Annotated in this window: 16 protein-coding genes; 11 read left to right on the forward strand and 5 right to left on the reverse strand. The window is 48.0% G+C overall.

Features of this window, described 5'->3' with window-relative positions; translation table 11 throughout:
- Positions 1-859 precede the first annotated feature (859 nt).
- Entirely contained in the window at positions 860-1,585 is a 726-nt protein-coding gene (locus tag IC229_RS17455) for a ferritin-like domain-containing protein (RefSeq protein ID WP_190888295.1), read from the forward strand.
- Between the two features lie 14 nt (positions 1,586-1,599).
- Complete coding sequence (locus tag IC229_RS17460; protein ID WP_190888296.1) at positions 1,600-2,382, forward strand: ferritin-like domain-containing protein; 783 nt, start codon at positions 1,600-1,602, stop codon at positions 2,380-2,382.
- Positions 2,383-2,493: 111 nt separating this feature from the next.
- Here IC229_RS17460 and IC229_RS17465 read toward each other — a convergent pair whose 3' ends face one another.
- Complete coding sequence (locus IC229_RS17465) at positions 2,494-4,506, reverse strand: ATP-binding protein (RefSeq protein WP_190888297.1); 2,013 nt, start codon at positions 4,504-4,506, stop codon at positions 2,494-2,496.
- Between the two features lie 318 nt (positions 4,507-4,824).
- On the opposite strand from IC229_RS17465, the gene IC229_RS17470 reads away from it, so the two are divergent.
- A complete protein-coding gene (locus tag IC229_RS17470; protein WP_190888298.1) occupies positions 4,825-5,505 on the forward strand; it encodes a hypothetical protein in 681 nt (226 codons plus the stop codon).
- Between the two features lie 35 nt (positions 5,506-5,540).
- Here the strand turns inward: IC229_RS17470 and IC229_RS17475 are convergent, their stop codons facing one another.
- On the reverse strand, positions 5,541-6,599 hold the full coding sequence (locus IC229_RS17475) for an alginate O-acetyltransferase AlgX-related protein (protein ID WP_190888299.1): 1,059 nt from the start codon (positions 6,597-6,599) through the stop codon (positions 5,541-5,543).
- Between the two features lie 622 nt (positions 6,600-7,221).
- Between IC229_RS17475 and IC229_RS17480 the strand changes: the two genes are divergently transcribed.
- The 4 genes from IC229_RS17480 (at position 7,222) to IC229_RS17495 (ending at position 14,200) form a co-directional block, all read left to right on the forward strand.
- On the forward strand, positions 7,222-9,789 hold the full coding sequence (locus tag IC229_RS17480) for a TonB-dependent receptor (RefSeq protein WP_190888300.1): 2,568 nt from the start codon (positions 7,222-7,224) through the stop codon (positions 9,787-9,789).
- 137 nt (positions 9,790-9,926) lie between these two features.
- Complete coding sequence (locus IC229_RS17485) at positions 9,927-10,523, forward strand: beta-class carbonic anhydrase (RefSeq protein ID WP_190888301.1); 597 nt, start codon at positions 9,927-9,929, stop codon at positions 10,521-10,523.
- Positions 10,524-10,748: 225 nt separating this feature from the next.
- Positions 10,749-13,604 carry a TonB-dependent receptor domain-containing protein gene (locus IC229_RS17490; protein WP_190888302.1) on the forward strand — a complete coding sequence of 952 codons (2,856 nt, stop codon included), beginning with the start codon at positions 10,749-10,751 and terminating at the stop codon, positions 13,602-13,604.
- A gap of 107 nt (positions 13,605-13,711) precedes the next feature.
- Entirely contained in the window at positions 13,712-14,200 is a 489-nt protein-coding gene (locus tag IC229_RS17495; RefSeq protein WP_190888303.1) for a DUF2628 domain-containing protein, read from the forward strand.
- A gap of 72 nt (positions 14,201-14,272) precedes the next feature.
- Here IC229_RS17495 and IC229_RS17500 read toward each other — a convergent pair whose 3' ends face one another.
- Positions 14,273-15,016: a nuclear transport factor 2 family protein gene (locus IC229_RS17500; protein ID WP_190888304.1), complete on the reverse strand. Its 744-nt coding sequence runs from the start codon at positions 15,014-15,016 to the stop codon at positions 14,273-14,275.
- Between the two features lie 268 nt (positions 15,017-15,284).
- Between IC229_RS17500 and IC229_RS17505 the strand changes: the two genes are divergently transcribed.
- Complete coding sequence (locus IC229_RS17505; protein WP_190888305.1) at positions 15,285-16,307, forward strand: alkaline phosphatase D family protein; 1,023 nt, start codon at positions 15,285-15,287, stop codon at positions 16,305-16,307.
- Positions 16,308-16,380: 73 nt separating this feature from the next.
- Here IC229_RS17505 and IC229_RS17510 read toward each other — a convergent pair whose 3' ends face one another.
- Positions 16,381-17,571 (reverse strand): glycosyltransferase, encoded by a 1,191-nt coding sequence (locus IC229_RS17510; RefSeq protein WP_190888306.1) that lies wholly within the window; start codon positions 17,569-17,571, stop codon positions 16,381-16,383.
- 227 nt (positions 17,572-17,798) lie between these two features.
- On the opposite strand from IC229_RS17510, the gene IC229_RS17515 reads away from it, so the two are divergent.
- From IC229_RS17515 to IC229_RS17525, 3 genes are read left to right on the forward strand one after another with little or no spacing between them, the layout of a single operon-like run.
- Positions 17,799-18,977: an acyl-CoA dehydrogenase family protein gene (locus tag IC229_RS17515; RefSeq protein WP_190888307.1), complete on the forward strand. Its 1,179-nt coding sequence runs from the start codon at positions 17,799-17,801 to the stop codon at positions 18,975-18,977.
- Positions 18,964-19,731, forward strand: coding sequence for a PIG-L deacetylase family protein (locus IC229_RS17520; RefSeq protein WP_190888308.1), 768 nt, complete (start codon positions 18,964-18,966; stop codon positions 19,729-19,731). Before IC229_RS17515 ends, IC229_RS17520 begins: the two co-directional genes overlap by 14 nt.
- A gap of 14 nt (positions 19,732-19,745) precedes the next feature.
- Positions 19,746-20,348 carry a class I SAM-dependent methyltransferase gene (locus tag IC229_RS17525; protein WP_190888309.1) on the forward strand — a complete coding sequence of 201 codons (603 nt, stop codon included), beginning with the start codon at positions 19,746-19,748 and terminating at the stop codon, positions 20,346-20,348.
- An 84-nt stretch (positions 20,349-20,432) separates the two neighbouring features.
- Here IC229_RS17525 and IC229_RS17530 read toward each other — a convergent pair whose 3' ends face one another.
- Positions 20,433-21,620 carry a glycosyltransferase family 2 protein gene (locus tag IC229_RS17530; RefSeq protein WP_190888310.1) on the reverse strand — a complete coding sequence of 396 codons (1,188 nt, stop codon included), beginning with the start codon at positions 21,618-21,620 and terminating at the stop codon, positions 20,433-20,435.
- Positions 21,621-21,688: the final 68 nt, after the last annotated feature.

The raw sequence follows: 21,688 nt of genomic DNA on the forward strand, positions 1-21,688 counted from the left end.
AAGGCGCTGCATTTTATGGCCTTCTTTATCATTTTCTTTCGCAAGATCCCTAAAAAGAAGAAACCCTAAACAGGTTCAAAAAGTAATCGATCAAATCGTCCTCGCTATCGACTTGTTACTGAAATAATATGATACAATCTTGGCATATATAATATAGTTGAATCATAATTATCTTTATCTTTGAGGGCAATGGTCAGGCTGCCTGTCTGAATACCCAATCAATTTGCCCTCTAAATGAGATTTTATTATGGTTTCTCGACACAAACACTTAATTCGAGTTGTCTTTGATGTAATCGACGAGTCAAAAAAAAATATCAGTCTGGATAAAGATCTTTCGGTCTCTGCGCGTGATCCTGATGAAGCAATTGATTTTGTTTTTACGGAAATGCAGCGTCAACTGAATCGTTCGGACATTCGTCTTTCACGAGTTCGTATCTGCGCTTAAGGAACATTCTCAGCGAGGATTTCTCCAGAGTTCGTTCTGATTCCTCAATAGTGAGTAATATGTACCAGTTGTAAATCAAATCAGGCCGCCTTAATATGCTAGACGGCCTGACCTTCCTACCAAATAATTGACACTAGTACCTTAACTTCAGTCTAGCTCCCGAGGTTAAGGCCAGTAAGGCAACGGGCGATCACTATTGAAATACCGCTTAATGGCCAGTTACAAGGTCATCTCCAGCAAGTCAATTCTATTCGTTACAAGCCACACCGAAACACCTCCGTGGCCCACTTCCTCAATAATTATCTGTAAAACTTCCTTTCCACTGGCTCTTTTTAACAATGTTATTTCCTGAACTGTAATGTCTGAGACTCTTCCGATGGCCGGAAGAATTTTCACTCAACATTTATCGGTTCAATGGAAAAACTACCTCACGACCCGACTGACACGCAATTAACAGGTGTCGGTCGACGAAACTTCATGCGCTACCTCGGAACCTCGGCTGCCGCCGGTGTGATACTGAGTGCCTGTCATACCGAACTCGTTGACCCAACGCAACAGGGTTCAGGCAGACTTGGTGACACAATCGATCTGGGCGATATCGGTTATAATGACACTACGGTTCTGAACTTTGCTTACGCGCTGGAACAGTTGGAATCGGCCTTTTATACCCAGGTCATGATGACCCCTTATGCCAACATGAACGGTTACGAAAGAGCGGTTCTGACTGAGATGCGCGATCACGAAATCAATCACCGCGAACTCTATAGAACGTTACTGGGCAGCGCGGCCATCCCAAACCTTACCCCTAATTTCAGCAGTGTCAACTTCAACAACCGCACGTCGGTTTTGCTGACGGCCCGTACATTCGAGGCCATTGGTACGTCGGCCTATAACGGTTCGGGTAGATTGCTTAAAAACCCGGACAATCTGGCACTGGCTGGCAAAATTGTGTCGATGGAAGCTCGTCACGTAGCCATTCTAAGCGAGTTGCTGGGACCAATGACCGCCTATTTTGCCGGCAATGATATTGTCAGCAAAGATACGGGGCTGGGTGAGGCCCGTACGCCAGAAGAAGTACTAGCGCTGGCAAGACCTTATATTCAGGAAACCATCAATGGCAAAAATGCCCGTATGGCATAAACCCTTCAGAAATCATGAATCTACAAAACATACTTAATGAATTAGAAAATGTGGACGCTGATGTGTTCGAACGTATTGAGCACGTATCACGTCGCCACGTATTTCATAATTTCCTGAAAAAAGCCGCAGCGGGTATTGCTCCAGTAGCTTTTGGGGCGGTTCTAAACAAAGCCTACGCACAGGGTAACGCAACTGTAGTCGACGTATTGAATTTCGCCTTAACGCTCGAATACCTGGAGGCTGAGTTTTATAACCGTGCGCTGGGTTCTAACCTGATTATGGGCATGGAAGGCCAGCAAACGTTTCAGCAAATAGCGCTGCACGAAAATGCCCACGTAATGGTGCTTAAAACAGCGCTGGGTGGAGCCGCCATTTCGAAACCTAACTTCGATTTTACAGCAAAAGGAGCATTCCCGGACGTCTTTTCGAATTACAGTACGTTTCTGAAGGTATCGCAGGCTTTTGAAGATACGGGCGTTCGGGCTTATAAAGGACAGGCTCCTCGTTTGATGCCCTTCCCGGATGTGCTGACAACGGCGTTACGTATTCACTCGGTCGAAGCATTGCATGCCGCCAAAGTGCGCTATCTGAATGGCGCACGCGGCTGGATTACAGGCAATAACCCTGGCACGCCGGGCGTTCCAGCGGCTATCTATGCCGGTGACGATAACGTAATTCAAGCAGGCGTAAATACGGCCCAACTAGGTGGTGTTGGTTTTGAGCGAGCGACTGAATCCTATGACGAGCCGCTAACGAAAGAAGCCGTACTAGCCATTGCAGCGCCATTCCTGGCATAAATTGTTTTTTACCATATAGGGCGCTACGTTCACTAAGCATGCAGAAAAGCATTACGCTGTGAACGTAGCGCCTTTGGTATTTCATTAAAGAGCACGTCAAGAACTAAAGCGTTATGAACGGATGGGCAGGTAAACACTAAACCGAGCGCCTTCGCCTTCATGGCTGTGGGCAACAATGGCTCCGTTATGGTTCTCGACCACTTTTTTAGCAATAGCCAGCCCGATGCCAGTGCCCGAGAACGTACCGCTACGTCCGTGCAGGCGCTGAAAAGCCCCGAAGATGGTTTCGCCATGACGACTGGAATCAAAGCCGATGCCGTTGTCAGTAACCGTTAGTACGTAGTACTGCTTAAGCGGGTCGGGTATGGGGTTGCCTGCAGACGTAGCATCTACTGAATTTGCATCATTGACGGGCGTAGCGGTAAGTAAAACCGGTTGAATATCGCGCGCCCGTACTCGGCTGGATTCAACCTGAATCGAAGAAGGCTGTTCTGATCGTCGAAATTTCAGGGCATTCGACAGCAGATTCTGAAACAGTTGCCGGAGCTGAAGCGCATCGCCCTGCACAGTCGGTAAAACGCCAACGGACACTGAAGCACCGGTTTCGGCTACGGTCGTTTCGAGGTCGCTCAAAATTTCGTTAACCAGATTTTCCAGATTGACGGGAGCAAAGTTTCGTTTCTGCGTAGTTAGTCGTGATAGAGCCAGCAAATCACGTATCAGTCCACTCATTCGTTCGGCTGCCGACTGCATCCGACGTAGCATATCCTGCCCATGTTCGGGCAATTGAGCGCTGTACTCATTCAAGATCAAGTCGCCAAACGCTTTGATTTTACGCAGAGGTTCCTGCAAATCGTGGCTCGCTACGTAGGCAAAACTCTGTAAATTACTGTTGCTTTGCTGGAGTGCTACGTTAGCGGTTTCGAGTTGACTGCGGTAATTCTGGCTTTCGGTGATGTCGATGGACGACGTAAGAACTCCATCGCCAAATTTAACCAGTGATACGTAGTAATATCGTCCTTTGTTTTCCCGTTCCATTACGACTGGCTGGCCCGTTTCGTAAACACGAATGTATTCTTCCACAACGCCACTTCCCTGCAAAGCCGGATTCACTTCACAGATGGTTTTGCCATAAAGCTCATCAGGCGTCCTGTTCATGATCGCTAACGTAGTCTGATTGGCCAACGTATATTGAAAATCGGTAACAATACCCTGCTCATCGCAAACCGCGTCATAACAGGCAATAGCCGTCAGCGAGGCATCCAGAATACTTTGTAACAGGGACGTTTGTCGCTCCGAAACACTTTTTAATTCCCGCAAATTCTCCTCGGCCTGGCGTTGCGCCGTTACGTCGATAAAAGTTGAAACGGTACCCTCGCCCGAACGTGCTACGATATTGAAGAACACTCGCCCATCGGGCGTTATGACATCGAACTGAACAGGCTCGCCCGTTTCGACAACGCTGGCCATGCGGGCAATCGTCTGGTCGGAGTTCTTCGAAAAAGCCATTGTACGTACCGTCTGGCCGACTACCTGTCGCCAATCGACTGGAAGCCAGGCTTTTGCTTTCTCGTTAAAATACGTATACTGGAAATCTATAATTCGACCCTGCTCATCCCGAACGGGCAGATGACCCGAAACCGCCATTTGCATCGACTGGCTGATTTGAGTGAGCAAGTCGGCCTGTTGGCGCATTTGGAGTTCGGCTTCTTTGCGCGCAGTGATGTCGATAAAGATGGCGGCTATCTCATCGGGACCAATCCGGTTTACCGATACGTCGAACCAGCCGCCAAACGGTGGTATGTAATAATCGTTACGTTGGGGCTCGCCCGATTGCGTTGTGGTCAGATAATCCGTCAGCAGTGCGCTTCCCTGCAATGGCGGAAACAATTCCAGCAACGTAGCGTCCATAATTTCCTGACGGCTTCGACCGCAGGTAGTTACGGCTCGTTCATTCAACAGCAACGGCTTAAAATCAATGATTTCATGCGCATCGTTACGTAACGCCCGATATGAAACGATACAAACGGGCGCCGACTCGAAAATAGCTCCCAGCAGATTGTCGGTCTGCCGATTTTCTGGCAACTCCGAATCGTTGATATACCGTTGATGAAAGGCGTTCATTGGGCAATTTAGTTATCGAAACAGGTATGCCTGAAAATTCGTCACTTCTGGCAGTCAGGCAAGTTACAAACTCTCTGGTTCAATCGAATTAAAAAGCCACAATAGCATTAGAAAAGAGGTATTTTACAGGCCACAACATACGTAGCATGACAGCGCGTGATTTCTCTTTATTTTTTCGTTAACAAACCCCTATTAATTGCGTTTACAGCTTTGTAATCAGTCATTTATTACGTATATTTACCTCCCCAAATTTTCAACAGCAACTTTACTAATGAGCCAACTACTAGTCTTCACACTACGTCTGGCTACTCAATACCTATGAAAAAAGGACGCTCGAATCCGAATCAAATGCAGATTGATTTTCTGGCGGCATATCGTCGGATGCTGGTTAGCCTTGGCAATCCCGATAATCTGCCAGTTAATGAAGGGCTGTTCATGCGCATGACCGATCAGTGGGAAGCAACACGTGCCATTCCGAAGAATCTGCTTTTCCAGAAAAGCCCGGTTGAAGCGGTGGTTTTCAGGCTTCAGAAAACCGATGAGCGCCTTCAGTTTCCCGATGAATTTATTGCCGGTGAAATCCGGGGAGAGCAGGGTTTGACTGGTTTCTCGGCAAAATTTCGCGAGCAGGGCTGGGTTATTCTGCCTGCCGAATTATCGGCCATGTATAAAAATCTGTTTTTAACGATTCTGGCCGCTTCTGTGGGTCTGGATCATTTATATCCGGTTCGGAAAGAACTTCTGGCCGAAGCCGAACGTGTTGCGCTGGCCGCCATGCTGCCAGAAATGGAGGTACGGAAGTTTTTTGGCCTTCGCCTGACGCGCTTTCCCGATAGTTTCCGCAGCGAAGTTGCCAACTATTTCAATATGCCTTTCGATTACGTACTGAAACGGGCCAATCACCTCGGTATGGTGTCGGAGCAGGTCATTGAAGAAGCTAACGCACAGGCTATACGCTCTACTATACTACGTCGCCCACAAAGCAGCCGGGCTGCGTAAAATTACCACCCCTAAGCTGGCTTGGGGGTGGTCCCTTACTTCTTCGGTATAACCTTTGCCAGCGAATCGGCTAGCAGTTGGGCGGCAAATTCATTTCCAGCCATGTTCCAGTGCGAATCGGAAGGTTTGTATAACTGTTTGCCTTCCTGAACCGCTTTTCTCATCGGCTCATACAAATCGATGTAAGCAATCTGATTTGCCTGCAATTGCTGCGTGAGCAAGCGGGTGGGTGTCATTACGTTGTAAGGCAGTTTGCCGGTATCTTTATAAAAAGCCTCGATCATATCCCGTCGCAACGTATCGTCAATCTGCATCTCATCTGGAATAATGACGACCATAAACGTTATTCCCCGCTGTTTACAGTAGTCGCGGGTCCGAATCAACGTAGCAATCGTTTGGTCGAAGAAGCCATTTTGAGGTCTGGTTACCGCGCCAGAATCCGGCATGTGATATTTCCAGGCATCCATTCTATCTTTTTCGATTCGAAGATATTCGGATCGCTGAAACGTCTGACAGCTATCGCAATAGGGTTGATGTCCAGCAAAATCATTGACTTTCCAGGTCACTTTGGCAATGTAATTCAGCGCCGTCAGCATATACGAGTGGCGGAAGAACCATCGCTTTTTGATAATATCGAAATCATTACCCACAAAAAAAGACAGCAGCACTAAATCAGGTTTCAGGTGTGCTCCTTCATTTGTGAGAATACTATAATAATCTGTCGGGTTCGTCTGCGAAATTCCCATATTAAACAGACTGACAGGTCTAAGCTGCTGGTTGAGCTTAGTCTCCAGCTTAGTTAGATACGTATTGCCCTGAGGAACAATCCCGAAGGCAAACGAATCGCCCAGTCCAATGATTCTGTAATCGCCTGGCTTACTGGTAAATTCGCCATCATTAAATCCACCAGCATTTAGCTTGTAGCCATACAGCATAACATGCGGCTTACCTCTGTAGCGATTGTAGGAATCATCGTAGAAGATATGCGAATGGGCAAAATAATTATAGGCACGTAGAACAATTTCACCCAACAGAAACGTAGCAATAGTAAGGATAGCAATAAAAATGCAATTGTAAATCAATGACTTAAGCATCTTTACGGGATAGTCAATAGAGGGGGTCCTTTTAGAAAGTCAGTTCTGGAATCGGAATTGAAAAATAAGCGGGTAAATTTTAAAATTTTACTCGGCAAATATAAGGCTTCATTAAATTTACATTAAAAAGATATTAAAAGTTACTATTTAACTATTCCTGGTACGTAACCGCTAAGAACAGAATCTACTTTCAAAGTGTGTACAGTTCTCCCTGCCTTTTCCAACAGTAAATCCTTCTTTGAGTATGTATCAACTTCGATGCCATAGTTGAAGCCAGCTCACTGGCCATTCGTTAGCCACCTACCTATTTTGGCTTATTCTCTGTTACGTTTCTCTTTTACCAAGAAAATCAACTAGATAGAGTAATTTTTTTATCCTTTTAGTTGGAAGTCATTAAAAGAAAGTTCTGTTTTGCATAACCTATTAAATCAATAGACTATAAATAGTACTAGTCTATCTACAACCGGGAGTATAGGGAGAATTACAAATCAATTCGTGTATGAAACCGTACAGGCAGTTTATGAGACCATACTGTTGACGCAGAATCAGCCGCAAAACCACTCTATATCAAGAAAAGGCTGCCCACAGACAGCTCTAAAATTAACACCAACCATTACAACAAATGACACAAGTTTTCAAGACAGCATTTTTTTTAGGGTTAATTCTCTTACCCCGCTTTTTATCTGCCCAAAATGCCCCTGTTATTAACTCAACCATATCGGGCAAAGTAGTCGATGCACGCACCAGGGAACTGTTAATTGGCGCGACGGTAACCATCAAAGGCATCACCAACGGATCTACAACAGATGTAAATGGACAATTCAATTTGATTACTGCCCAAAAACTGCCTTTTACGGTAGTTATTTCGTTTGTCGGCTATCAGACGAAAGAAGTTGTTTTGAGCGACAATAACGTAGAGATTCCACTTGAAGAAGCCGCTAATCAGCTAGACGACGTAGTGATTACCTCCCGGCGTCGGTCAGAGTCATCGCAGAACGTACCGATTCCGATTTCGATTGTCAGTGGCAGCCGGGCTGAAGACGCGGGTGCATTTAACGTAAACCGATTAAAAGAACTGGTGCCTACCGTACAGTTATATGCGTCGAATGCCCGGAATACTACGTTAAACATTCGTGGCCTTGGCTCTACGTTTGGCTTGACCAACGACGGTATTGATCCCGGCGTCGGCTTCTACGTTGATGGCGTTTACTACGCTCGTCCGGCGGCTACGGCACTCGATTTCATTGATATTGAACAGGTTGAAGTGTTACGTGGTCCACAAGGAACGCTGTATGGAAAAAACACAACGGCTGGCGCCTTCAACATCACGACGCGCCCCGCTGCGTTTACGCCGGGCGGAAGTTTTGAATTGAGTTATGGCAATTACGGGTTCATTCAGGCCAAGGGGTCGCTGACTGGCCCTCTGAGCAAGAAACTGGCGGCTCGGGTGTCGTTTACGGGTACGCAACGTAACGGTACGTTCTACAATGTGCATACCCAACTTCCCATCAACGACATTAATAACATTGGTGTGCGGGGTCAACTCTTGTATACCCCCTCCGACAACGTAAAGATTACGATCATCGGCGATGTTTCTGATCAGAAACCGAATGGATATGGCTATCCAGTTGCTGGGGTTGTTACGACAAAACGGGCTGCTTATCGTCAGTTCAACGCCATTATTGCCGATTTGAATTACAAACTTCCCTACTCAAGTGCGTTTGAACGTGTCGTTGACCTGGATACGCCTTCAAAAGCGGATAACAAGCTAGGCGGAGTATCCTTAAACGCCGACATAAAAATCGGTAATGGTACGTTAACCTCAACGACTGCATGGCGTTACTGGAAATGGGGGCCGCTGAACGATCGCGATTATATCGGCTTACCCGTTTTCACCATTTCGGCTGGTAACTCGGTGCACGATCAATGGTCGCAGGAAATACGTTATTCGGGAAAAATCTCGTCAAATGTAAGCGGTGTTATTGGCCTGTTTGGCCTTTGGCAGGACCTTAAATCCGACCCCGTACAGACTGAAGAAGCCGGTTCTGCCCAATGGCGTTTTGCCCAAAGCTCAACCAGCGCCCTCTGGAAAACCCCCGGTCTGTTTGATAACTTCGGCATCCGCACTACCAACCGAATTCGGAGTACAGGTTTAGCCGTTTTCGGCCAGGTCGACTGGGCAATATCGGATAAACTACACGTATTACCGGGCATCCGCTATAACTACGACAAGAAAATCGCCAACTACAAACGCGAAACGTACGGCGGTTTGCAAACGACCGATGCTGCTTTGATCGCGTTAAAAAATGGCGTTTACACCAATCAGGCGTTTGATATCGATGCAGTAGAAGATAATTTTTCGGGTCAACTTACCCTGCAATACAGAGCCAGCGAGCGTTTCAATGCGTTCGGAACCTACTCCGTAAGCTACAAGCCTGTTGGGGTAAATATCGGTGGATTGCCAACGGCTAACGGCCAGGTATTACTCGATTTGGCGCGGGTGAAACCAGAGCACGTGACGCATTATGAATTTGGTATTAAAACCAAACCTACGCCCACCTCTACCCTGAACATCGTGTATTTTAACTCTGACATCAAGGATTACCAAACCCAGGTACAAACGCCTGAACCTGGGGTAAACAGAGGTTATCTGGCAAATGCCGAGAAAGTTCGCGTGACGGGCCTTGAAGTGGATGGCAATATACGTTTGACGAACAACTTTACGCTCAATGGATCTGTCGCCTATACGGATGGCAAATACGTATCATTCAAAAATGCGCCCGTTCCACTCGAAGAAACCGGTGGCGAACAAGCTTTTAAGGATGTTTCGGGCGGAGCGCTGCCGGGTATTTCCAAATGGGCTGGTTCAGTAGGTGGTGAGGTAACGGCAAAAGGCAATCTGATTGGTTATAAAGGTAATTTCTTTGTAGGACTTGATGTTTTCTCGCGTTCCTCGTTTTCATCAAGTCCATCACCTTCTCAGTATTTAAACATCGACGGATATACATTGGTCAACGGTCGAATTGGTTTTAGAGCGTCAACCGGAATTTCCTTCTTTGTCTGGGGACGGAACCTGCTCAACACGGACTATTACGAACAATTGCTGGCCGCTCCGGGAAGCGCTGGTCACTATGCCGGAATCGTCGCTGATCCACGTACCTACGGCGTTACGTTGCGCTACGTATTCTAAGTTAATAAAAGGGGAATGTACCTAAATCCTTAACCGACCTCTTTGCGCTGACAACCTGCGGAACGTAGCATGAACCGCAGTTGTCAGCGCAACTTTTTTAAAGAGTACTTCAATCAACCATAAATCAACAAAACGTCATGGCAACACAAGATCAGAGTCAGGTACTACAGGAAGTGCTGAGTGCTAATGAAGCTTACGTGAACGGGTTCGGCGATAAGGGCGAGTTACCGCTGCCGCCGGGTCGTCATTTTGCCATTTTGACCTGTATGGACGCCCGCCTTGATCCCGCTAAATACGCCGGTCTTGCCGAAGGCGACGCGCACGTAATACGTAACGCGGGTGGCCGTGCCAGCGACGATGCGATACGTTCGCTCATTATTTCGCACAAGTTATTGGGCACGAACGAGTGGTTTGTGATTCACCACACAGATTGCGGTATGGAGCTTTTCACCGACGACATTATCCGTGGTCTGCTGAAAAAAAGCCTGAAAACAGCCACTGTCGATGCCAGCGGCTGGCGCAACGTAACGGAAGAAGGCGGCTCGGATGAAGCCAAATTTGTTTCCTTTCTGACGTTTACGAACTTAGCTGACAGCGTAACGGAAGACGTACAACGTATCAAAAGTCATCCGCTGGTGCCAAACGATATTGTTGTTTACGGCTACATCTACGACGTTAAAACCGGTAAACTTATCGAGGTTCCCGAAGCAAATCTGGCCGGTCGCGTAAACTGAACGTAGTACCCGATTTTCTATACTTTTTCCCAAAAGCTGTTTGCGTTTGTACCCAACAACGTAAACAGCTTTGCTGTTTTTAGCGTATTAGTAATTACTTTCCGGTCGTATATACGTTTAACGGAAGAACGAAACGATATCAAAAAATAACATTTTGATTTTCAATTGGTTATTCTTTGTTGTTTTCACTCACCCTACCGTTTACTCAACTTTTGCAACCCAACTATGAAGAAACTTATTCTATTTTTTGCCTTTTTTTTACTGGCTACATCGCTGGCGCAGGCGCAGGCCAACCTGGCCGGCATTGTTACCGACGCCAACGAGCAGCCACTGGCGGGCGTAACCATCCTCGTGAAAGGCACGAATACCGGTACGACCACAGGTACTGATGGCCGGTTCACACTACAGGCGCCGGGCGAGGTACCACTCACAGTCAGCGCATCGTTTGTGGGGTATGAGCGTAAAGACGTAGCAGTAGTTGGTAGTAATTTCCGGAATATCGTTGTGAGGCTCAACAAAGAACCAATCCTGACCGACGAATTCGTTACTGCCGCCAGTCGGATTCCCGAAGAAATTCAGCGCGCATCGGTGTCGGTCGAGAAGCTCAGTACCCGACAGTTTCAGCAGTCGCCCGCGTACAGCCCGTTCGATGCGCTTCAAAACGTAAAAGGGGTCGACGTACTGACTCAGAGTATTACGTTCAAATCCATCAATTTGCGCGGGTTCGGGGCAAATAACAACAACCGATTTTTGCAGCTGACCGATGGCATGGACAACCGTTCGCCCGGATTGGGATTCGGTTTTGGGAACGTAGCGGGCATCTCGGACTTAGACGTAGCGGATATTGAACTCATTCCGGGAGCTTCGTCGGCTCTCTATGGCCCTGATGCGCTTCAGGGATTGATGCTCACTTCCAGCAAGAACCCGTTTACGTATCGCGGACTGAGTGTTCAGCTCAAGGGTGGCGTCAATAACGTAGCGAAAGCGGGTATGTCGCCCAAACCATTCGGCGATGTTGCCATTCGATACGCACGCCAGTTCGGAACGCGCTTTGCCCTGAAAGTGAATTTCCAGCGATTCATGGGTACCGATTTCATTGCCGACGACTACAACGACCGTTCGACCCGCGCCCGTGCCAACTTTTTCGCCACCGATCCCGCCCGTGGTGGACAAGCAACGAGCATTGGTTATCAACGCAATAACAACCCAAACACGAATTTTCAGTACGACGGCGTAAACGTATACGGAGACGACATCAATTCGGGTGGGGCCTTCACGTTTCCGGCAAACTACGCCAATCTGCCCTTACAGAATCGACTGGTAACCCGCACTGGCTACACCGAACTGGACGTAGTGGGCAACGATGGCAAGGTGTTCAACAATCGGGCGAACGTATCACTCCATTACAAACTTCCGGGCGATATGGAGGCTTCGCTGGGTTGGTATTATGGCAATGGTAATTTTATTCGCACAGCCAGCTATCGGGAGTACTTTCCAAATTACCAGCGACATCAGTTCAAGGCGGAATTGAAAGGCAAACACTTTTTTCTGCGGGCCTACACCACCCAGCAGCAGGCCGAAGCCTGGAGTATTGGCCAAACAGCTACTGCCATCAACAATAGTTGGAAATCAATCGGGCAATGGGCCACTGAATTTGGCCTGGCTTTCATCGAAAACAAAGTGAGCGTTGGCGAGTCTCGTCTCACCGCCGACCGCAATCGGTATCTGCCCGGTACGTCCCGATTCAATGCCGTGCGCGATGCTTTTGCCAATACGTATAATACGGATACGTTAGCCGGGTTTCAGGGTGCCCGAGGAACGCGGTTCCGCGATAATTCGACCTTGTGGCATTATGAAGGGATGTATAATCTGACCGATATTGTGCAGGTGGCCGAAGTAATTGTCGGCGGAAGCGTTCGGCACTACGGCCTCAACACGGGAGGCACGGCCATTACGTTAAAAAGCGACGGTTCGGAGTACACCATTAACGAATACGGCGCTTATGTGCAGGCATCCAAAGAGTTACGTATCAGTTCCACCGTTACCGTAAAACCAACCCTGGCGCTACGTTACGACAAGAACCAATATCTGAGCGGAGGTTTTACCCCACGAGCGTCGGCGGTTGCAAGTCTTGGCACACATCATTTTCGGGCTTCCTGGCAAACGGCTTTCCGGAATCCGGCACCGGGCCAATTATTTTTGGTACCGGCAGCGGGACGTAGTGGCGAGGTTGGCGGATTGGCGATAGCAAGCGCAGCCGCCGACTTAACGCGCAGACCCGCTTATCTGGAAAGTGACGTACGGGATTTTGCAACCAAACTAATAACAGAAGCCCAGTTACGCAGTCGTGCATTTCAGCCCACTACGTTCACTACGGAGAAAATACAAACTTGGGAAGTAGGGTATAAATCGCAGATTCAGAATCGGTTGTTCATCGATGCATTCTACTTTCATAGCAAATACACCCATTTTATTGCCGCCCAAACGTATTACCAATTTAATAGCGGCCAGGTTAGCGATTTTGCTACGAATGCCTTCCGAACCCTGCAAATTAATGCCAACAGCCAGAACGAGTTGTTTGTCGATGGCGTCTGCGTCGGACTCGATTATAGCATTGGACACGGATTCATCCTGAGTGGCAATTACGTTCACCAGGTTGGCTCCATAACGCTACGTGACGCCCAGGGAAACGTAGTGAACGACAACGCTGGTCAACCGATTATAAAACGGAAAATGAGCAACCCGGAAGTCGTTCAAAAAGGCCGGAATTTCTTTAATACCCCCGAAAATCGCTATAATCTCAGTCTGGCAAACTCCCGAATCACCGACCGGCTCGGTGCTACGTTGTCCTATCGCTGGACGGGGACGATGTGGTACGAACAGGGCATTACGGCTGGTGATGTCTGGCTACCTTCCTGGAGTACTGTAGATGCCCAGGTTTCCTACAAACTACCTCAGTTTAAATCGGTGGTAAAAGTTGGGGGTACCAATCTGCTCAATAACTACTACGTTCAGGGCTACGGACTGGCACGTATCGGCGGAATGTATTACGTAAGCGTTACCTTTGACGAACTAATGTGAACAGTTGTTACGCAGCGATGCACGGAGAAGACACAGAGATTCCCAGAGTTTTAATTTTTCTCTATGAATCTCTGTCCTCGCTGCGTAAAAGCTAACTATAAAACCCCATGAATCCATACCTCCCCTACTTCTTTGGCCCCCAGGCAGAGTACTACGTTCAGGCATCCGAAGAGATAGAAACAGGCAAAGTACAGTTTAATGGCGCGGCTTTTCTGGCAGGTGTTCTCTGGATGGGGTACCGGAAAATGTACGGGCAAGCTTTCATTACAGCAGTCATTATTTTCGCTGAAAACCTGGCAGAAGAGTTGATCTTCCCTCCCAAAAATCAGGCTGGTAACTCTTCTGCTATCGTAACAATACTAATTAACCTGCTCGTCGGTTTTATCAGCAATCGCCTGTATGTCAATCACGCAACACGCCGGGTAAACCGCATTCTGGCCGAAAATTCAGGCGCTTCACAGGAACGACTGACGGATTTAATCAGTCAGCAAGGCGGAGTAACCTGGTACGGGCCGTTTATAGTCTTGGGGATTATTCTTGTAACGGCATTCGTTTTTACCCTCATAGCCGAAAGTCTGGGCGTTAAGCTGGCATAACCCGTAATACTTGCTGGCTTCGTGTTAATGGCAAAGCCAGCAAGTATTATCGAATTTGAGCGAGTTCTAAATTCACAACGTAGCAACCTGGTGCAAACCCCACTGCTCCACAATTTTTCCGTTACTCAAACGGAAAATGTCATAGAACGTAGTGATTTTCTTTCCCTGTCTGCTTTCGTACTGAATCACTACGAAATCAGCTTCCCCAATGATTCGTGCTACGTTACCAATCGTCAGTGACTCCGACTGTTGTTGCCAATACATTGATAGTCCATCAAGACCATTAGCTATGTCGGATCGGTGCTGAATGAGGTTATGCGCCACAAAATCGGGCAGTACGCTAAAGTCTCTTTTCACAAGAACCTGCTGATAGAAAGCTTTTACAATTGCTTTATTATCAGCCGTTAGAGTGTCATCGTCAAGGGGCATTGGTCCGTCCATGAGCGCGTTTCCATTCAGGCTTGTATCAGATTGGTCCTGCATGGCGTCCCAGTGCTCAACAATTTTCCCACCCTCTAACCGGTACAAATCAAGTACCGCTTTCTGACGTCCGCCCCAATCGAAACTCATATTGGTAATAACGTAATCGCCCTCTGCCAGAAGTCGCATAAAAGGAGGTGATGAACTAGCCGGTTTAGGCATTTGCTTCATCATTGCTAGGGCTTCCAACAACCCTGCTTTTCCTGGTTTTACTACTAGACTATGCTGGATGTAATCTTCAGAAATAAGTTCATCTGCAAAAGCAATATCGCCCTGTGCGACGGCCCGCCGATAGAAATCACGTATAATGGATTTATTTAGAGACTCTTGTTTCATAATTAATGTGTTTGAAGGCTCCGACAGGCTCTGGCTGTCGGAGCCTATTGCTACCGAATAAACTAATTCGCTTTTGAAAATAGAATGAATTGGCTGCTTCAGGTAAAGCAGCGAGGGCCGAAACACGTACTACGTATCAGCAGCTACGTTCGGCAATTAGGAGTGGTATGTGATGCGAACTTTCAGGGTGGTAAAGTTAACAAATCTCGAAATCTGTGGAAAAACGACGTAGCATTTTTACTTTTACAGCCGAACAACCCCAATTCTTATGAAATACTTTTCCGCACTTTTTCTTCTTGGCAGCCTCGTATTTATCAGTTGCAGTACGTCGAAAAACGCTACGTCGGCAACACAGGACGGGAAAGCGGTTACCAATATTGCTTTTGGTTCGTGTAGTAAGCAGAGTTTGCCGCAGCCCCTGTGGGACGACGTAGTGGCTCAAAAACCTGACCTGTGGATTTGGCTCGGCGATAATATTTACGGTGATTCGGAAAGTATGGATACGCTACGTGCCAAATACGCACTACAGAAATCGAATCCGGTGTATCAGCAACTACGTCAATCGGCGAAAATTATTGGCGTGTGGGATGACCACGATTATGGCGTAAACGACGGCGGCAAAGAGTATCCAAAACGAAGAGAGAGTCAGCAAGTTATGCTCGACTTTCTGGACGTACCGACCGACAATCCACTACGTAAGCAGGAAGGCGCTTATTCGTCGCATACGTTTGGCCCGGCAGGAAAACGGGTAAAAGTAATTTTGCTGGATGCCCGTTATTTCCGTGATCCGTTGAAGAAAGAAGACAAAAAGAACGTACCCGACCCAACGGGCGATATTTTGGGCGAAACGCAATGGAAATGGCTGGAGAGCCAACTAACCAATTCCGACGCCGATGTGCATATCATCGGTAGTGGCATTCAGGTTCTTCCCGACCAGCATGTGTACGAAAAATGGGCCAATTTCCCGACGTCCCGCCAGCGACTTCTGGACATTATCGGCAAAACCAAACCGAAAGGCGCTTTTTTCATCAGTGGCGACCGGCACATGGCCGAAGTGTCGAAGGTGAGCGTACCAGGATTAGGGTATGAACTATACGATATTACCAGCAGCGGTCTTACGCACGTATCGGCCCCGCACGAAGAACCGAATCACTACCGCGTTGGCGATATGGTTTCCAAGCTCAACTACGGCCTGATTACCGTCAATTGGGCATCGAAACCCTTAACAGCCACCATCCGCATCAATGGAGATGACCGTGCTACGTATCTGACGCAGGAAATTAAGTTCTGAGAAAACAACCGGGGAAAACTGCTACGTCCACCTATTCATGTTTTGTTCAGATACAGCCTTTATCGGCCTAATGTTACTGAAAGACGAGGGCTAATTGAACCTGAATGAGTCGATTCATTCCCATCCAGGTTGTATCCCAGGAATTGGCTAAGAGAAAGTTATCGACATCTTCCCAGGAATTCTCATCGGTAAGTGCACGGGCAATCGCTTCTTCAAATTGCTGCGCTGATTGGGCAATCTGAACGGTTGCCCAATCGCCGTAGGTATTTACTACGTCATGAATCGGGGTCGACACCACTGGTAAGCCTGCCGCCAGGTACTCTGGTGTTTTGGTCGGACTAATATATCGGGTGGCCTCGTTGATCGCAAAAGGCATGATAGCAACATCCCAGTGGCTAAAATAGGTGGGGAGTTCCTTATGATCTTTAAAGCCCAGATAATGAATATTAGAAGATTGGGGCAACGTAGCTGGATCAATTTTCACAACGGGGCCCAACATCACGAACTGCCAGTCAGGTCGACGCTGAGATACGATACGTAGCAGATCAATATTCATCCGTTCGTCGATTACACCACAAAAGCCAATCCTTGGTTCAGGAACAGTGGCCAGATCAGCGGGCATGGGGAGGTCGTGCCGGGCAGGCTCAAAATGGGCGAAGTCGATACTGCTTGGAAACGCAAACACGTTTGGATGTCTGTGCTGCTTGGCTTCAAACAAACTTAAACCGCCTGTAAACACCAGATTAGCCCGTTTCAATAATTCTTTTTCCAGATCCAGCAAATTAGCGGGCGCTCCTAAAAAGGCCGACAGTTCATCCATGCAGTCGTAAATCGTAACTCGTGGATGGAGGTGTTCGCTGAATGTCAACGCCATAGGTGTATAATACCAGGCGATAAAATCCTGAATAGCATACTGACTTATGAGTTGATCCAAGGCTTCCCGCTGTTGAGCAACAGCTTCATCGGGGCTAGTACCATGCTTCAGGTGAGGAGTGATCACAATTAGCTTTTCGTGAATAGGCTGAAAGACAACGTGTTCAGTATCTCCATAGATAGGTTCTTCGATAAACCAGACACGCCACTGCTGGCTGGCACGACTTAACAAATGCTGGGGTCGCTGATAAACGAAATTCCAGCGAAGGTGTGAAAAACAGAGTAAATCGGTTATTCTGTCAGTCGATAAACTAACGGCGTTTTGAGCAACCAGGTGTGTATTTGCAGCATCTCCGTAATCGGAGTTAGGGATGGGTTGAAATTGAGACATACGTTGAATAATAAAAAAACAGACTGAAAAATAGCTGGCGAGCCAGAATAGGCTACGACCCTAAGAACCGAGTATGAACGAGTTTGTTATTCATCTGAATACAGAAAACATCGTATTCCCGTCGAATTGGTAAATAGTTAGCTGGCGGCCTTTTTAATCGACTTTTTAGTAAGGATAAGGGCCGTAAGGCACAAAACAATTAGGCGCTCTGATGCTTTATAACGGATATGAAAATTCAGGACTCAGCTCTTTCCAATCCGTCGATAAATTCCTCGATTGACGACCCATATGTAGTAGATCCATTGTTAAAGCAGATTCGTCACCTGGCCGCCGACACCGATGCAGATGGGGCATTTCCTGAAGAAGCCTTTCGGTTGCTGGCCAATGCTGGTTTGTTGCGTGCTACGTTACCAGGCCAGGCACTTGATTTCAAACGGGGCCAAACAGCGCGTCTACTGCAACTACTCAAACGTATCGGTTCGGCCAATCTGGCGGTTGGCCGAGTCTATGAAGGACATATTAATGCGCTCTACCTGATTCACTTATACGCAACTCCAGAACAGCAGAATCGCTGGTATACCGACGTAACTGAGCAACATTGCCTGTTTAGCGTCTGGAACACGCAGGAGGGCGACGGCGTGTCATTTGTCGAAACCAGTTCTCCGAACGATACGACTTTCTCCGTTAAAGGCTCGAAAACCTTTTGTTCTGGAGCAGGCTGGATTCAGCGGCCATTAATCACCGGCGATTTGCAGTCGGTACGTCGCCCGAGGGGTTGGCAAATGGCGATTGTTCCTACTGAACATGTTTCTGCCATTAGGCAGGACAGTCAGTTCTGGCAACCACTGGGAATGCGGGCATCGGCCAGTTTTAAACTTGATTTCACGGGTGTCGAATTAACAGAAGCCGATTTATTTGGGCAACCCGGCGATTATCTGCGTCAGCCTTACTTTAGTGGAGGGGCCATCCGGTTTGCGGCCGTTCAGTTGGGCGGGGTTGAAGCCATTTATGACGAAACGCGTCAATATTTGAGAGATTTAAATCGCACAGACGACGTATTTCAACAGGCGCGACTGGCCGAAATGACCTACCTGCTTGAGTCAGGTAATCAGTGGCTTAATGCGGCTGGTGATCGTATGGACCGCTGGCTGGCTGATGGAACCGACGCGCAAAAAATTGTGGCTTATACCAACATGACTCGAACGGCCATTGAGGAAATCTGCCTTCGATTGATGCCACTGGCCGAACGCAGCGTGGGGGCTAGAGGACTGCTACGTCCGCACGCTTTTGAGCGACTTCATCGGGATTTAACCCATTACCTACGTCAACCCGCACCCGATGCTACGTTGCTTGATATCGGGAAGTTTGCGTTCAATAACCCAGCTTCCGCACATGAACTCTGGTAATGATCGTGCTACGTGGTTGGAAGCGCTGGCCGTGCCATTGCCCGACCTTCGGACCATTGGCTCATCATTTGTGATAGCCCCGCACCCTGACGACGAATCGCTGGGTTGTGGTGGTACGTTGGCTCAGTTGCGGGCCGAAGGTTATGCTGTCCATGTTGTGTTTGTCAGCGACGGTACTATGTCGCATCCAAATTCGACGGCTTATCCAGCCGACCGGCTACGTGACCTTCGCGAGTCAGAAGCGCGGGAAGCACTGCAAAGGTTGACTATTGATCCAGAATCCAGTACGTTCCTGCGCTATCGCGACCGTCAGGTGCCCACGCAGGAAGCCGCCGGTTTCAGCGAAACAGCTATGCAGATGGCGGCTCTGATTGATCTGCATAAACCCTCGACGGTTTTTATGCCCTGGCGCCGAGACCCTCATCCCGATCATCGGGCGTGCTGGCAAATTGGCCACGAAGCGCTGCGGCAATGTAGCTGTAAACCAAGGGTTTTGGAATATTTGATTTGGTTATGGGAGTTGGGCGATCCGGCAGCCATGCCTTCACCCGACGAAATAATGGTCTGGAGCGTACCCATCGATAGCGTACTGGAGCAGCGAAATCAAGCAATTGCGGCTCACCGCTCGCAGGTGAGCCGATTAATTGATGACGACCCAACAGGTTTTTATTTATCGCCGGAGTTACTACGTCATTTTGAAAAACCCCGCGAACTGTTTCTGGAAACAAGGGCCGATATGCCTACTGAATTTTAAACAACTGAAATAGTATGCCGACACCCCTTCCAAGTTTAGATAAAACTTATTTTGATGCTGTGTACCAGGCCAATGCAGATCCCTGGTCGTTTTCCAGTAGTGTGTATGAGCAGGAAAAATACCGAGATACGTTGGCAGCTTTACCCAAAAGCCAGTATCAGTCTGCTTTCGAAATAGGCTGTTCTATTGGTGTGTTGACTGAACAACTGGCGGCTCGTTGCCAACAGTTGTTAGCCGTCGATGCGAGTGAATTGCCTTTGGAGGCTGCCCGGAAACGCTTAGCGAATAATCCAGACGTAACGATCCGGCTAATGCGTATTCCCGATGAGTTTCCGGCCAATACGTTCGATTTGATTTTGCTGTCGGAAGTGGGGTATTATTTTGCCTTACCTGATTTGGCGCGGGTTCGTCAGCTGCTTATTGACCACCTGATTCCCGGCGGACAGCTATTGCTTGTTCACTGGACACCTTTCGTTCATGATTATCCGCTCACGGGCGATCAGGTTCATGATTTCTTTATGGAATGTACCCAGTCCGGTGGCCCTCTTGCACACCTGACCCATAAACGAGCCGCTACGTATCGACTGGATTTATTTCAGAAGAAGGCTGAAACGTAGTACGTGAATACTGAATTGGCAAATAGGTTAACGAATGCACTTACAACGTATTGCTGACGCTAGAGAGCTTAGCCAGTGTTCTTGTTAATCGACTGAAGCGGCTGCTACGTTCTTTTCCAGCGTATTTACCAACAACCGAAGTTGAGAGATGGCTTCGGTAATCGGAACTGGTTGCCAGCGGTTCGCCCAGCCATTGTTGGTGAGACAGGCGTCAACGTACTCCCAAAACTGGCCAAAATAATGGCTTTGGTCCAGTTGAGATTGCAGACAAGAATAGTCAAGGGCTAAATTCGCAGCAATCGCCTGTAAGCAGAAAGGAGGTTGCGTATGCCGTTGCTGCCAGTAAAGCCGAAGTCGGTGCCGGGCCCGAATGCGGTGAACAACCGTCTCTGCGCATTCGACCAATTGGTGTTGATGTGTCTTATTGAGCACTTCCCAGTAACGTAGCTGCTCCGAAAAGCCTATGGCTACCCGGCCCTGGGTTCGTGAAGACGTAGTAACACGTACCAGCGGACTTTGTCGAATCCGGGCGTCAATACGTTCCAGCGCCCTGTACAGCGCTTCGTCTTCCAGACAGGCAACGGGTGGTAAGCCTCCCACGCGCTTATACATAGCGCAGGTCAGGGCGATGCTGGCGCCAAAGTGCTGAAAATGTCGGGGCCAGGGATCGAATGGAAGCGGATCAAGCAGCGATTCAAGTCGGGCGATAAGGGAGCGATACGTAACATTTCGAAGATGATTAAGTCGAACAGGTGTATCATCCGGCTGCGTTAAAATTCGGCCACCCACTACGTCGCAGCCCTGGTCAATTTCAGTACATATCTGAGCAATCCACTGACTATCAACAAACGTATCGCCATCAGTGGAAGCAATAATACCCGTTGGTCGATCAAGCTGGCAAAAGCGATTACAGGCTTCATCCATTAATAATCGACGAGCTGTTCCCACATTAGCCATCTCTACAGGCAACTGAACTGTAGCGACCAATAACCTGAAATCTGGGTAACGTAGCTGATATGACCGAGTAATCTGCCCCGATTGATCTGTACAATTATTGAGTAAAATCAATACTTCATAGCTCTGTTTTGGCAGGGACGCTCCATCCAGATCTTTCTGGCAACGTAGCGCGTTCAATGTATTCTCCAGCGAATCGGCCTCATTCTTAACAGGTATGATGACCGAAACCTGTAAGTCAGGATCGGGTGGGAATAAGTCAAAAAGTGCACGTTTATGAACGGGTTGAGTAATGGGTGAATCAATCGTAGACTGCATAAAAGCTCAATCGCGCAAAGAGTCGCTTACCTCATAACTATCAAATTGAGCCATTGTTGAATGACTAC

It is taken from the genome of Spirosoma profusum (genome assembly GCF_014699005.1).
Lineage (GTDB): Bacteria > Bacteroidota > Bacteroidia > Cytophagales > Spirosomataceae > Spirosoma > Spirosoma profusum.